The organism is Pseudomonas sp. AU11447, assembly GCF_001672555.2.
In the GTDB taxonomy this organism is placed as follows: domain Bacteria; phylum Pseudomonadota; class Gammaproteobacteria; order Pseudomonadales; family Pseudomonadaceae; genus Pseudomonas; species Pseudomonas nitroreducens.
Genome location: NZ_LZDG02000089.1, coordinates 16,910 through 30,304 on the forward strand (window position 1 = coordinate 16,910; position 13,395 = coordinate 30,304).

Annotated in this window: 13 protein-coding genes; 3 read left to right on the forward strand and 10 right to left on the reverse strand. The window is 61.8% G+C overall.

From position 1 onward, the window contains the following. Nucleotides 1-14: 14 nt before the first annotated feature. A complete protein-coding gene (gene mexA, locus A6723_RS27885) occupies nt 15-1,172 on the reverse strand; it encodes a multidrug efflux RND transporter periplasmic adaptor subunit MexA (protein ID WP_054907842.1) in 1,158 nt (385 codons plus the stop codon). A gap of 270 nt (nt 1,173-1,442) precedes the next feature. Between mexA and A6723_RS27890 the strand changes: the two genes are divergently transcribed. Then, nucleotides 1,443-1,877 carry a MarR family winged helix-turn-helix transcriptional regulator gene (locus A6723_RS27890; RefSeq protein WP_037013774.1) on the forward strand — a complete coding sequence of 145 codons (435 nt, stop codon included), beginning with the start codon at nt 1,443-1,445 and terminating at the stop codon, nt 1,875-1,877. Between the two features lie 51 nt (nt 1,878-1,928). Here the strand turns inward: A6723_RS27890 and A6723_RS27895 are convergent, their stop codons facing one another. From A6723_RS27895 to A6723_RS27905, 3 genes are all read right to left on the reverse strand, one after another. After that, a complete protein-coding gene (locus A6723_RS27895) occupies nt 1,929-2,504 on the reverse strand; it encodes a YceI family protein (RefSeq protein ID WP_017520144.1) in 576 nt (191 codons plus the stop codon). Nucleotides 2,505-2,532: 28 nt separating this feature from the next. Next, complete coding sequence (locus tag A6723_RS27900; RefSeq protein WP_037013760.1) at nt 2,533-3,087, reverse strand: cytochrome b; 555 nt, start codon at nt 3,085-3,087, stop codon at nt 2,533-2,535. A 176-nt stretch (nt 3,088-3,263) separates the two neighbouring features. Beyond that, nucleotides 3,264-4,751, reverse strand: coding sequence for a flavin monoamine oxidase family protein (locus A6723_RS27905; RefSeq protein WP_024766227.1), 1,488 nt, complete (start codon nt 4,749-4,751; stop codon nt 3,264-3,266). A gap of 191 nt (nt 4,752-4,942) precedes the next feature. On the opposite strand from A6723_RS27905, the gene A6723_RS27910 reads away from it, so the two are divergent. Continuing rightward, complete coding sequence (locus tag A6723_RS27910; protein WP_024766228.1) at nt 4,943-6,346, forward strand: adenosylmethionine--8-amino-7-oxononanoate transaminase; 1,404 nt, start codon at nt 4,943-4,945, stop codon at nt 6,344-6,346. Nucleotides 6,347-6,413: 67 nt separating this feature from the next. Continuing rightward, complete coding sequence (locus A6723_RS27915) at nt 6,414-7,133, forward strand: 16S rRNA (uracil(1498)-N(3))-methyltransferase (RefSeq protein ID WP_054907841.1); 720 nt, start codon at nt 6,414-6,416, stop codon at nt 7,131-7,133. A gap of 135 nt (nt 7,134-7,268) precedes the next feature. Here the strand turns inward: A6723_RS27915 and A6723_RS32760 are convergent, their stop codons facing one another. The 6 genes from A6723_RS32760 to A6723_RS27935 form a co-directional block, all read right to left on the reverse strand. Continuing rightward, entirely contained in the window at nt 7,269-7,622 is a 354-nt protein-coding gene (locus tag A6723_RS32760) for a hypothetical protein (protein ID WP_371914082.1), read from the reverse strand. A gap of 195 nt (nt 7,623-7,817) precedes the next feature. After that, complete coding sequence (locus tag A6723_RS31930) at nt 7,818-8,564, reverse strand: hypothetical protein (protein ID WP_139093087.1); 747 nt, start codon at nt 8,562-8,564, stop codon at nt 7,818-7,820. Then, on the reverse strand, nt 8,551-11,316 hold the full coding sequence (locus tag A6723_RS27920) for a hypothetical protein (RefSeq protein ID WP_054907840.1): 2,766 nt from the start codon (nt 11,314-11,316) through the stop codon (nt 8,551-8,553). The genes A6723_RS31930 and A6723_RS27920 overlap by 14 nt, the downstream gene beginning before the upstream one ends. Nucleotides 11,317-11,411: 95 nt before the next feature. After that, the gene (locus A6723_RS27925; RefSeq protein ID WP_054907839.1) at nt 11,412-12,023 is read right to left on the reverse strand and encodes a LysE family translocator; all 612 of its coding nucleotides are present in this window, start codon (nt 12,021-12,023) and stop codon (nt 11,412-11,414) included. Nucleotides 12,024-12,097: 74 nt separating this feature from the next. Continuing rightward, complete coding sequence (locus A6723_RS27930; RefSeq protein WP_054907838.1) at nt 12,098-12,898, reverse strand: AraC family transcriptional regulator; 801 nt, start codon at nt 12,896-12,898, stop codon at nt 12,098-12,100. A gap of 7 nt (nt 12,899-12,905) precedes the next feature. After that, nucleotides 12,906-13,391, reverse strand: coding sequence for a chemotaxis protein CheW (locus A6723_RS27935; protein ID WP_054907837.1), 486 nt, complete (start codon nt 13,389-13,391; stop codon nt 12,906-12,908). Between the last annotated feature and the right edge of the window lie 4 nt (nt 13,392-13,395).

Below are 13,395 nucleotides of genomic sequence, written 5' to 3' on the forward strand. Positions count from 1 at the left end.
ACGAATCCCCTTGATTAACCCTGCTTGGCCGGTTCAGCGGCGGCGGGCTTGTCGGCGGCACCAGCGGTGGGCGCCACGTTCTTCGCGGGTACGGCCTTGGCCTGGGCGCCCGGCTGGACGTACTGCAGGCCTTCGGTGATCAGGCGGTCGCCGGGCTTGAGGCCATCGCTGACCAGCCAGTAGGCGCCAACGGTGCGCTCGGTCTTGAGGGTGCGCAGCTCGACCTTGTCTTCGCCATTGAGCACCAGGGCAGTCGCCATGCCACGGAAGTCACGGGTGACGCCCTGCTGCGGCGCGAGGATGGCCTGCTTCTTGATGCCCTCCTCCAGCTGCGCATGGACGAACATGCCCGGCAGCAGTTCCTTCTTCGGGTTGGGGAAGATGGCGCGCACGGTCACCGAGCCGGTGCCCTGGTCGACCGAGACCTCGGAGAACTCCAGCTTGCCCTCAATGGGGTATTCGGAGCCGTCTTCCAGGTACAGCTTGACCTTGGCGGCATTGTCGCCGGCCTTCTCCAGTTGCCCGGCGGCCATCTCGCGGCGCAGACGGATCAGCGCGGTGGAAGACTGCGTGACGTCGACGTAGATCGGGTCCAGCTGCTGCACGGTAGCCAGTGCGGTGGCCTGGCCGTTCTGCACCAGGGCGCCCTCGGTCACGCTGGAGCGGCCGATACGGCCGGAAATCGGCGAGTAGACCTTGGTGTAGCGCACGTTGATCTTCGCGCTGTCCACCGTAGCCTTGGCCTGCAGGTAGGCGGCCTGGGCGTCGGCGTATTGCTGCTTGCTCACCGCCTCGTCTTTCACCAGTTCCTTGTAGCGCTCGGCCTGCTGCTGGGTGGACACCAGGTTGGCCTGGGCACTCTGCAGGGTCGCGTCATAGGTGGCCGGGTCGATCTGGTACAGCTGCTGGCCTTCCTTGACGTCGCTGCCTTCCTTGAACAGGCGCTTGAGGATGATGCCGTTCACCTGCGGGCGAACTTCGGCGATGCGATACGCGGTGGTGCGACCCGGCAGTTCGGTGCTCAGGGTCACTTCCTGCGGCTGCAGGGTCACCACACCGACTTCGGGGATCTGCTTCTCCTGCGGGGCCTGGGCTTTGTCGCAGCCGGCAAGAGTGGCCATGGCGACGAGCAGGGCCGGGACCAGGGCGCGCATGGCTGGCTTTCGTTGCATATCGTTGTCCTCGTGAGCAAAGCATCCGGTTTGGCTGTGGGCTTGCCGGTCCGGAAAAGCTGGCAAAAATACTTACATTCAGCTGTGTTTGTAAACGTCCGAAAGCCCTGAGGGAAAACTACTGAAACGTTTTAGCCAAAGGCCGATATCGCAGTAGGTTTCCCGCAAGGCAGTCGCGGCGACGAACAAAGTTGATAACATCAACTAAAATACGAAAAAATGGTTGAGCTGATCAACCTGATTTACACAAGGTTTACCGTGACCGAGCCGATGACCCATACCCTGAATCCCGACCTGCCACAGACCCTGATGAAGGTGCTCGATCATTTGCGCGAGAGCCTCCAGGACGAACTGTGCGCCGAGGGCATCGACCTCACCCCGCCAGACATCCGCCTGCTCGAGCTGATCGGCGCCGATGCGGGCCAGAGCCTGCAGAGCCTGGGGCGCAAGATGTGCCGCGACAAGGCGCTGGTGACCCGCAAGATCCGTGAAATGGAGACGCTCGGCCTGGTTCGCCGCGAGCGCAACCCGGACGATCAGCGCAGCTTCCAGCTGTTCCTCACCGAGGCCGGGAGCCGCATCGACGAGCGCACCCAGGCCATCCTCGCACGAACCCATGACAGTCTGTTCGCGCCGCTGGACGACGAAGAACAGCGCACCCTCACCCAGCTTCTGCGGCAATGCCTGCAAGGCCGGGGAGACTAAGGCTACAAACGAAAACGCCGGCATTCGCCGGCGTTTTCACAGTCCTGCGTCTTACTGACGCACCCCTTCGACCGACAGGGTCAGCTCGACTTCCTGGGAAGCCGGGCCGAGGTCGCGCTGGATGTTGAAGTCCTTCAGCTTGAGGGTGGTGGTGCCGAGGAAGCCGGCGCGGTAGCCGCCCCACGGATCATCGCCCTGGCCGATCAGTTCAGCCTTGATGGTGACCGGCTTGGTCACGCCATTGAGGGTCAGGTTGCCGGTGATCTCGGCATTCTTGCCATCAGCCTTCACGGCGGTGGATTCGAAGGTTGCAGTCGGGTTCTTCGAGACGTTGAGGAAGTCCGGGCTGCGCAGGTGCTTGTCACGCTCGGCGTGGTTGGAGTTCACGCTGTTGGTGTTGATGGTCACCTTGACCTTGTCGGCGGACGGGTTCTTCTCGTCGAAGGTGAAGGCACCGTCGAAATCGTCGAAGCGGCCGTACAGCCAGCTGTAACCCAGGTGCTTGATGCGGAATTCGATGAAGGCGTGCTGGCCTTCCTTGTCGATCTTGTAGTCCGCGGCCATGGCCTGGCCAGCGGAGAACAGTGCGGTACCCAGCGCCAGAGCGGCGAACGTCTTCTTCAGCATTGAAGCAATCTCCCTTTGGGGTGAGGTGTTATTTCGCAGCACGACCGAGCATGCGCACCAGCGTGGCATCGCGGTCGAGGAAATGGTGTTTGAACGCCGCCAGGGCGTGCAGCACGGCCAGGACGACCAGGGCCCAGGCCAGGTACAGGTGGATCGCACCGGCGATGTCGGCCTGGTCGGTGATGCCGCTCAGGGTGGCGGGCACGTCGAACCAGCCGAACACGCTGATGGGTTTGCCTTCGGCGGTGGAAATCAGGTAGCCGGCGATGATCACGGCGAACAGCAGCGCGTAGAGCGCCAGGTGGCCGAGCTTGGTGGCCAGGCGGGTGAGATTGCCGTGGTTGGCCGGGGTCGGCGGCGACGGGCTGATGAAGCGCCAGAGCACACGCACGATCAGTGCGATGGCCAGCAGGATGCCGATGCTTTTGTGGATTTCCGGGGCGCGGTGGTACCAGGTGTCGTAGTAGTCCAGCTCACGCATCCACAGGCCCAGGCCGAACAGGCCGAAGACCACCAGCGCGCTGCCCCAGTGCAGGAACAGGCTGACCAGTCCGTAGCGTGCGGGGGAATTACGCCATTGCATCGATACACATCCTTGAAAACGGGAATTCAAGACTAGCGGCTAATCCATCGAAGAAAAGCAGAAAAATCTGCTTTGAAACATCGACTGACAAGATAGGTCATCTCCTGAAACGACCGTGCCAGAGCCAGAAACGACAATGCCGGCTTTCGCCGGCATTGTGGATGGAGCGCTCTGGATCAGAACGGCAGCCAGGACATGATGCCCTTCTTCTCGCCTTTCTCGGCCGGTTTGTCGCTGGCCGCCGGCTTGTTGTCGGCAACCAGTGCCGCACCTTCGAGCACCGGGGTCTTGCCGGCGTACAGGTCGCGGACCTGGCTGGCGGCGCGCTTGCCGCTGCGCAGGGCGCCTTCGATGGTGCCCGGATAGAGTGCATCGGTGTGTTCGCCGGCGAAGGCGACGCGGGAAACCGGGGTTTCCCAGACGCGCCAGAAGCGGCTGATCTGGCCCGGACCATAGGCCAGGTAGGAGCCGCCGGTACCGACGTCGGTGCTGTAGCGGCGCATTTCATAGCCGTCGTACGCGCCGCGCATCTTCGGGTAGTACTTGTTCATGCGGATCAGCACCTGCTCCGACAGCTGGCGATCACCGAAGGCCTGCATCACGCGAGCATTGTCGCCGGACAGGTTGATCAGCACGTTGGCGCCGCCCTTGGTCGCGGGCTCGACCCAGATCATGCCCAGGCCCTGGTCGCTGTAGATCTCGCCGGACAGGCGCGACTTGTCGTCCCACACCGGGCGCTTGAACTTCATCAGGATCTGGTCGCGCCAGCCGTAGTTGGTGCCCTTGAGCGCCGCCAGCTGCTTCTCGTTCAGGCCCGGGGTCAGGGTGATATTGCCCAGGGCGCGCAGCGGTACGGCCAGTACCAGGTAGTCGGCGCTGTAGCCGGTGGGGCCGACCTTGACGGTCACGCCGTCCTTGTCCTGGCTGATCGCGGTGACCTTGGCGTTGGTCTTGATGGTCTTGATCTGCTTGACGAAGGCCTGGGCCAGCACCTGGCTGCCGCCGGGCAGGCGTGCCGCGCGCAGATCACGGTCGTCGACGCCGCGGTACACACGGCCCTGCTGGGCGAGGTAGAGCAGCGACAGGCGCGACGGTTCGTCGTAATGCGAACGGATGCGCTGGTTGACCAGCAGGCGCGCGGTCGGCGACAGGTTCAGCTTGTCCAGCCAGCGTGCGGCGGTGAGCTGGTCGAGGGCGAACAGGGTCTTGTTCGCCAGCGGGTTGAGCGGGTCGTCGATCGAGGCGGACAGATCGTTCAGCGACTTCTCGAAGCGCTCGAGGTCCGCGGCGACGGCCGGCATCTTGGTCTTCAGGTCGGCGCTGCTGTAGTAGAGGCCGTCGATCAGGTAGCTCGGGGTACGGACGAATTCCGGCGCCGGCACCGAGTTCACTTTCAGGGTGTCCAGGTAGCCGTTGAGGGTCGGCTGGGCCTTCTTGTTGCCGATCCACTCACTGGTGGCCAGGCCCGAGCGGCCACCCACCTGCGGCTTGGCTTCCAGCAGGGTCACCTGCCAGCCCGCCTGCTGCAGCTCGTAGGCCGCGGAGAGGCCGGCGAGTCCGCCGCCCACCACGATGGCGGTCGGTTGTTTGTCCTTGCCCAGCGCCACTACGCTGAACACGCCCAGAGCGAGCAGCGCGGCAGCGCGCAGCCATCCCATTTTCATCGCCAGACTTCCCCGAATTGGTGCAAAGGCGCGAAGCATACGTGAGCGCCCGAAAGCCGAATAGCTGTCTTGGTCGGCTGCCTACAACATGTGTCGTAGGACGTGTCCTTGTTCATCTCAGGAGCATTGAATAGGCTTGCCGACCAGAGCGAGCCGACCGTCAGAAGAGCCATCAATTTAAGGAGCCGGCCATGGGCCTGAATGCCGAGTGGATGCAGCGCGATCTCGAGGTGCTGTGGCACCCCTGCACCCAGATGAAAGATCACGAGCGCCTGCCGGTGATCCCGATCCGCCGCGGCGAGGGCATCTGGCTGGAGGACTTCGAAGGCAAGCGCTACCTCGATGCGGTCAGCTCCTGGTGGGTCAACGTCTTCGGCCACGCCAATCCGCGCATCAACCAGCGCATCAAGGACCAGGTCGACCAGCTGGAGCACGTGATCCTCGCCGGCTTCAGCCACCAGCCCGTCATCGAACTCTCCGAGCGCCTGCTGCGCCTGGCGCCGGCCGGCTTCTCCCGGGTGTTCTATGCCGACAGCGGCTCGGCCGGCATCGAAGTGGCGCTGAAGATGAGCTACCACTACTGGCAGAACCTCGGCCAGCCGGAGAAAAAGCGCTTCATCACCCTGACCAACAGCTACCACGGCGAAACGGTGGCGGCGATGTCGGTAGGCGACGTGGCGCTGTTCACCGAGACCTACAAGTCGCTGCTGATGGACACCATCAAGGTGCCGACCCCCGACTGCTACCTGCGCCCCGAGGGCGTGAGCTGGGAAGAGCACTCGCGGACGATGTTTGCCGCGATGGAGCAGGCGCTGGAGCAACACCACAAGGAAGTCGCGGCGGTGATCGTCGAGCCGCTGGTGCAGGGTGCCGGCGGCATGCGCATGTACCACCCGGTCTACCTCAAGCTGCTGCGCGAGGCCTGCGACCGCTACGGCGTGCACCTGATCCACGACGAGATCGCCGTCGGCTTCGGCCGCACCGGCACCATGTTCGCCTGCGAACAGGCTGGCATCACCCCGGACTTCCTCGTCCTCTCCAAGGCGCTGACCGGCGGCTACCTGGCAATGAGCGCGGTGCTGACCACCGACAAGGTCTACCAGGCGTTCTACGACGACTACAGCACCCTGCGCGCCTTCCTCCATTCGCACACCTATACCGGCAACCCGCTGGCCTGCGCCGCCGCCCTGGCGACCCTGGACATCTTCGAGCAGGACAACGTCATCGAGGCCAACAAGGCCCTGGCGGCGAAGATGGCCAGCGCCACCGCGCACCTGGCCGACCACCCGCACGTTTCGGAAATCCGCCAGACCGGCATGATCCTCGCCATCGAGATGGTCCAGGACAAGGCGACGAAAACCGCCTATCCCTGGCAGGAGCGCCGCGGCCTGCAGGTCTTCCAGCACGGCCTGGAACGCGGCGCGCTGCTGCGCCCGCTGGGCAGCGTGGTGTACTTCCTGCCGCCGTACATCATCACCCCCGAGCAGATCGACTTCCTTGCCGAGGTCGCCAGCGAAGGCATCGACATCGCCACCCGCGACAGTGTCAGCGTGGCGGTCAGCGAACGCTTCCCCGATCACCGCGATCCGGGCTGATCGGCTACAAGCGGCAGGCCGAAAGCTTTAAGCTTGCCGCTTCCCCCTTTATCTGCCCGATATCGCCATGCGCCTCTCCCGCTTCTTCATCGACGCCCCGCTCTCCCTCGGCCAGCACGAGCTGCCCGAAGCCCAGGCCCATTACATCGGTCGCGTGCTGCGCCACAGCGCCGGCGATGCCGTGCAGCTGTTCGACGGCTCCGGCCAGGAATACCTGGGCGAGCTGATCGAAGTGGGCAAGAAGAACGTCCGCGTAGAGCTGCGCGAAGCCTTCGCCGGCCAGGCCGAGTCGCCGCTACGCGTGCACCTCGGCCAGGGCCTGTCCCGTGGCGAGCGCATGGACTGGGCGATCCAGAAGGCCACCGAACTGGGCGCCAGCGAGATCACCCCGATCGTCAGCGAGCGCTGCGAAGTACGCCTGAAGGACGAACGCGCCGACAAACGCATGGCCCACTGGCGCCAAGTGGCGATCAGCGCCTGCGAGCAGTGCGGCCGCTCGGTGCTGCCGGTGCTCAATGCACCGGTCACCCTCGCCGAATGGCTGGAGAGCTGCGAAGCACAGCTCAAGCTGGTGCTGCACCCGGTGGCCGAGCCGCTGACCAGCCATGACCGGCCGTCGAGCCTGGCCTTCCTGATCGGCCCCGAAGGTGGGTTGAGCGATGCGGAGGTGGAGCAGGCGAAGTCGGCTGGATTCCATGCCGCGCGACTGGGGCCACGCGTGCTGCGGACCGAGACGGCGCCAGTGGTGGCGCTGAGCGTGGCGCAGCAGTTGTGGGGGGATTTCTAAGGTCACGTTTTAACCTAGGCTCGACCCTCTCCTGGAAAGCTAGTATGAGGGGAAGCCGGGAGTACCGATGTCGCGCATAGTTGCGAATCGATACCACAAAGGATCGATGCGACCTGATGCTAGCAACCCATTTTCTTAATCAGCATCCGAATCTCGTATATATGACTCAATCAGATCAAAAAGCCTTTTAGTTTCATCCACCTCACATTGAGCCTCAAGAATTTCTGATCGTTGCCCGCCAAGACCAGAGTAAATCATGCATCTATCATGAATACTTTTCCTCTGCGAATCATAGTACCCTTCCGAAATCTCATAGCTACCTCCCTTCTCTCGAATCAATTTCCCTATTAAAGACTCATTCTCCACTAGATGATTGCGCGCGCATGCAACCATATCGGAGTGTGCAGTTATATTTTTTTGACAATCAACCGCAAAAACATTAGAAGAGCCCAATAAAAAAAGCACCAAGAGTAAATTAGCTGAATTCATAACCCCACAAACATCCTTTAACTAGAAAGCCTTAAATAATCAACTACTTTACCGTCAAATATTGTTGTTAAAGTTATCCAGCGAGGACCTGAATAGAACATCCACTCTTCGCAGGAGCGAGCTTTTTCGTGAACTACTTACACAGACGCCCGCTACATCTCAAGATCAATAAAACCTTTCCAAATACAGAATTTCCTATTTCTTATTCAACTTGATATATGAACCGCTAGGACACTCATATCCACCCGGCGAAGCATCCTCATTAAAAAATAAATACCTCATAGATTTTGAAATATCAAACATCAACTCATAGCTCATAACGCGACCTTGCTCAGTCACCTCATCGGGATAAGCCCTTCTATCAACCAATGATATGGACTCCATATATAAGCAAGATTCACGTAAAAGCAGCGTACCCTCATTCCCCGCCCATGAAGAAACCCTCTCAATCACACGCTTCAACTCACCACTTTGCTCAAACTCTGCGATGCCGACTGCCAATTCCTCTCCTGTTTCATCCTGCTCTATATATCCAGGATAAAGAAATAGCATCAGATACCCTTTGTCCAGCTTGAGAACTCGAATCGGGAGCAACTCACTATTCAAAACCTTCCGAAGACTTCCCTGCGCATACAGCACAGCTGAACTCAGCATTTCTCTCTGAAAGCATGCAGATGAGACATCTACCACTTTTACGTTTGAATTTAGCTTCTTCAGAACCTTATCGAGCCGAGTCTCTCTCGAGCCCACGGGCGGATAACCATTAAACAATCTGTACGAGCTAATCCCTACTGGACCTTTAAACGGGACTGACAGAGCTTCTAAACTTTCTCCACACAGCCCTACTGATCCATGCGCATTTTCAGAGGCCGTCACCTGACTCGGAGCTAGAAGCACCATAGCCAGAAAAATCAATAATATCGTGCAATCATATTTCATCATTCACATCCTTAATTATTGGCTGATACCTACCAACATGTAAATGATGGTGATGACCTGGATAATGGGCCGTCCTTGGGAGAAGCTTCCTAACACCATTAAGCGTATACTCCCACGCCAGCATTTGCTTCCATCCAAATTTGTAGAGAGCCTCAATGAAAGCCATTTCCCGCAACTCATCCAAAGCCTCTGGCTCAACAGAAAGATGCAGACTACCTCCGCTCCGGTCCAGCCGTAGAAACCGAAAATCTCCATTTTGGCCATTTATATGAGATTTACTTTCATCTCCAGGAGAGCCATCCCTTAAGCTAAACCCAGTGCATACAACGTCATTGAATCGAACATCCATAAGAACGCCTATCAAGCTAGCCAGAGCAGGCATACTCATATATTTTCTCGGTGTATCAACAAACCTAAACCCGAATTTCCTTGCCGAATTAGACCCCAAATCGCTTATATCAATCAAAAGCACCTTTCCAACGTCTCGCATTCCCTCTCTCTTCCACTTATCGGCTTCTATCGCCTTAAACACCCCAAAGTCATGCTCAACACCCTCTTTATCCAAATAGATATACCGAGCAGAGTCAGGCTTCTGCTCCGGTGACATATACCGCTCTATCGTGCCGTCCTGATAAATCCGGTAGGTGTTCTCCCGAGGCTTCTTGAAGGCCGCCACCAGCCCTATCGGGTGCAGGTGGTAAACCTTCCCATCCTCCGGCAGCCCAACTTTCCCCGCCACCTCGCTCCACCAACAGAGCTGTTTGACTCGCCCCTTCTCGGCGACCCAGTTCAAATGGGGCGTCGAGGTGGTATGGCCGAATACCTCGTCGAGGTCATCCAGCTTTTGTGGGCGGTAGTGCCATTCGTTTTCGAATCGGATGACCAGTTGCGAAATGGATTGAGCGCGGGCAGGAATGCTCAGGGCGGCGCGGATTTCGTCGGTGCCGAGCTGGCCGTCGCGGTTGTTGTCGATGATGGCGTAGAGACGACTTTGCACCGGCCCCTGGTCCCAGGCGTCAATTCGCGGACGGAAGCGCTCCTGGTCTTCCTCCTCCAGCCGACCTTCGATGTTCAGGCGGTAGGCCAGACTACGATCCATCGGTCCATAGTCGTGGATGATGTCGTAGCCCTCCCAGTGCCAGGGGCTTACCCAGGTCATGACGCCTATCTTTTCGCAGACCCAGCCATCCAGAGGCTTGCCGTCCTCATCGTTGAGCAGCCCTTCAAGCCGATACCAGTTGTAGGTCGGGGCTCCGTCCGAGGTCACAACGCGCTTGTTTTCAGCGGGTAGCCCATCGAGCAGGCTGCGGGGTACCAGCAGGTCATTGCCACAGGGCGTGCCGTTCTCGCCCAGCGCCGGCGGCCCGTTCTCCCGTGGGGCAATAACCGGAGTGCCCCTTGGCAGCTTCAGCCAGGTCTGCTCCTGTTCTGGCAGGCGCTGCGCCCAGGCGCGGCTGGCTTCAAAGAACTCCGGCAGGTTCTGGGCGGTGAAGGTTTCCAGGTGCAGCTTGCGGATGGGCGAAGTCGTGCCTTGGCTCTGGTAGGAGCCGATGTGGCCAATCAACTCGCCAGCCTTGATCGGGATGGGCACATCGAGAACAACGACGGTGTCCAATTGCTGGGGGGCGATGATCGGCTCCAGCGCGGAGAGTCGCACATAGCCATGCGGGGTCTCATAGGCATCGGCACCGAACCCGGCGTCGTCCGGGCCGCCTGGAATGACGCTTTCCAGCTTGCGATAGTCGCCTTCGCCGCTGATGACGATCTCGGCACCGCGCGGCAGCATTGCCAGGACGTCGCTTTGCGCTTTGGCGGCAGCATGGATGTTGAGCCCGTCGTACTGTTGCTGGCCCAGCGCGTTGCTTGTTACGCGATCGCCTCCGTCGACGCGCTCGACGTCACAGGTCCGCATGAAGGCGCGGCCGGTTCTGATAGGCTCGGCCAGCTCGGGAACGTCCGCTCCCTGCACGCTTTCCAGTCGGAAGAATGCCAGGTCGTAGTAGGCAATCCGCACAGACGTGCCGCGGGGGAGAGTCGCCAACACTTTACCGCTCAGCTTGGCTTCACCCTGGACCGCGGCACCCAGTGGTCCGCGATCCGTGGTATCGGCCTTGACCCGATAGCTACCCGCGCGCCAGAAGGCCGGAAGTGTTCTGGAAGGGTCAGCCCGGTAACTCGTCCAGTCATCCAGATGCATGTAGTGGCTGTAGAAAACCAGTTGCGGCGGCGTATCGGTGCTCCCCGCTATGGCCGGCGCCGCCAGACGATGACGCACCAGCACGAACGCGGAGGCGAAAGGTGCTTCAACCGTGACGCCGCGCGCCGGGAAATAGGTGGTTTTCGGACTAGTGGCTGGAATCCGGTAGGCAACCACTTCGCCATCCGCGATGCAGCGGATGGAGGATTGATCGATGACCCCAGCCGTGCCCGGATCGAAGTGCACACCGCCGTGCCACATGCCATTGCGGCCGACCGGGTAATAGCCGGCACCGGCCTTGGACAGATGGGTCAGTTGCGTCAGCGGATCGGATTTGTCACGGAAGGGATGAGACCAGTGCTTCAGCGCGGGCAGGTTACTCGGTACCGGACGGGCGGACGCCGGAAGGGGCTTGGCCGGGGTCGGTCCCGCCGGGCTCGGTGCCGAAGGCCATGGTGGCGATTCGGCCGGACGCTTCGGCATCGCACCAGGCGGATCACGGCGATTGCGGTATACGTCCTTGAGCCCCTCGTAGAGGTCGAGCAGGTACTGGAGCATGGCAGGCGTCCTTGTCCGAAAGGGGACCTGCATGGGAACAATTTAGGCAAGGGCCAGCTATTCGGACGCTTCCCAAAGCCGGTAGCGAAGCGGCGTCAGACGCCGCGCAACGCCAACCCCGCCAGCACCAGCAACACCACACCGCAAAGCGCATGACTGACCCGATGCCAGCGTGGCGAGGCGTTGCGCCGCAACCAGTCGACCAGGCCGGCGCAGAGGAAGCAGCAGAGCACCGAGGCAGTCATGAATCCGGCGAAGAACACCAGCGAATCCGCCAGAGACGGCACGCCATCGACCAATCCGGCCATGGCGCCGCCGAGGGCGCCCCAGTAGACGATGTTCTTCGGGTTGGACAGCGACAGCATGGCCCCGGACGCGAAGGCCCCGGCGTTGTGCTCGCCGGTATCGCCCTCTTCCACCACGCCGACCTCGCGTGCATCGCGCAGGCTCTGTACACCCAGCCAGGCCAGGTACGCGGCGCTGGCCAGGGTCAGCGGCAGGCGCAAGGTTTCATGGCCGAACAACAGCGCCAGCCCGGTCAGGCCGATCAGCGCCCACACCGCATCGCCGATCAACGAGCCGAACTGCACCAGCAGCGCCGGGCGAAAGCCGCCCTTCAGGCCACGGCGCAGGGTTTCGGCAAGCACGGCGCCGGGAGACAGGCAGAAGACAATGCCGAACAGCAGCGCGGCGAAGAACAGGGTCATGGATCAGCTCTCGAACAGGGTGACGTTGAGGCAAGTTTGCCTGGGCACCGGCCCTCGCACTTGAACCGGATTGCTCAGCGCAGGGCGCGCTGGAAGCTGCCCGGCGACACACCGTAGGCCGCGCGAAAATGCCGGTTCAGGTGGCTCTGGTCGGCAAAGCCCAGCTCGTGGGCCACCTCGGTGGCCGGCAGGCCGGCGCGCAACAAGGCCTGGGCCCGACGAGTGCGCAGTTGCATTGCCCACTGCCGGGGGCTCAGGCCCACCTGCTTCTGGAAGCTGCGCAGCAGGTGGAAACGCGACAGGCCGAGGTAGGTCGCCATCTCGTCGAGGCTGGGTTGCCGCGCCAGGTCGGCCGCCAGCCAGCCCTGCAGGTCCGCGATCCGCCCACCGCTCTCGACAGCAGGTTGCGGCAGGCGCACCCCCATGGCACGGGCGATCTCGGCGAGCAGCAGCGTCAGGCGTTCCTCACCGCGCTGGCGAACGAAGGTGTCGTCGCCCAGCGCACGCGCCACCGCATCGGCCATGATGCCGGCAAGGGCCGGCAGGCGCCCGGTGGGGCGTTCGAACTCCAGGCGCTGCAGGCCGAGCATCGCCGCCAGCTGGTCGGGGGCCACATAGAGGCTGACGAATTGCCAGGGCTGGCCTTCGGCAACGCCGCCGCCCTGGATCTGGCCGGGGTTGTAGCAGGTGACGCAACCGGGGCCGGCGTCGAAGGTGCGGCCATCCAGCCAGACGCTTTCCTCGCCGCGCAGGTTGGCGCTGATGACGAATTCGTCGTGGCTGTGGCGCTCGAAACGATGGCCGCCAAGGGTGGCGCCGGCGACCTCGAAACCGGGTTGATCTCCCAGCTGGGCAAGGCGCAGGCCGCCGCTCATGGTGGGCTCAGATCAGGCCGGAGTCGGCCAGCTTCTGCTCCAGCGCGGCCAGGTCGGGGATGCGCGCCTGGGCGTCGCCCAGGTCAACGGCGTCCAGCTCCAGCGGGGCCAGCGGCACGTCGAGGCGCTTGAGGTCGCTGCCGACCTTCAGCGAGCGCGGGATGCCCTGCACCAGCAGCGCGAAGAACTTCACATTGGGTCGGCCGCCCAGGGCGTTGACCACGATCACCCGCGCGCCGGAACCGACTTCGGCCTGGCCGTCGGAGGCCGCCTCGAAGGACAGCAGCGGCAGGCGCAGGTCGCGCCAGGCCACCTGGCCCAGGTACCAGGACGGCAAGCCGTCCACCGGGTGCGGGGCGCGGTAGGTGATCAGCTCGGCCACGGCCACGTTGGGCAGCAGCAGGTTGCGGTCGGCCAGCGGCACCAGCAGGCCGGTCAGGCTGCTGGGGGCGGCATTGGCAACGCCGGCATTGGCGACGGGGAGATCACTCATCGGG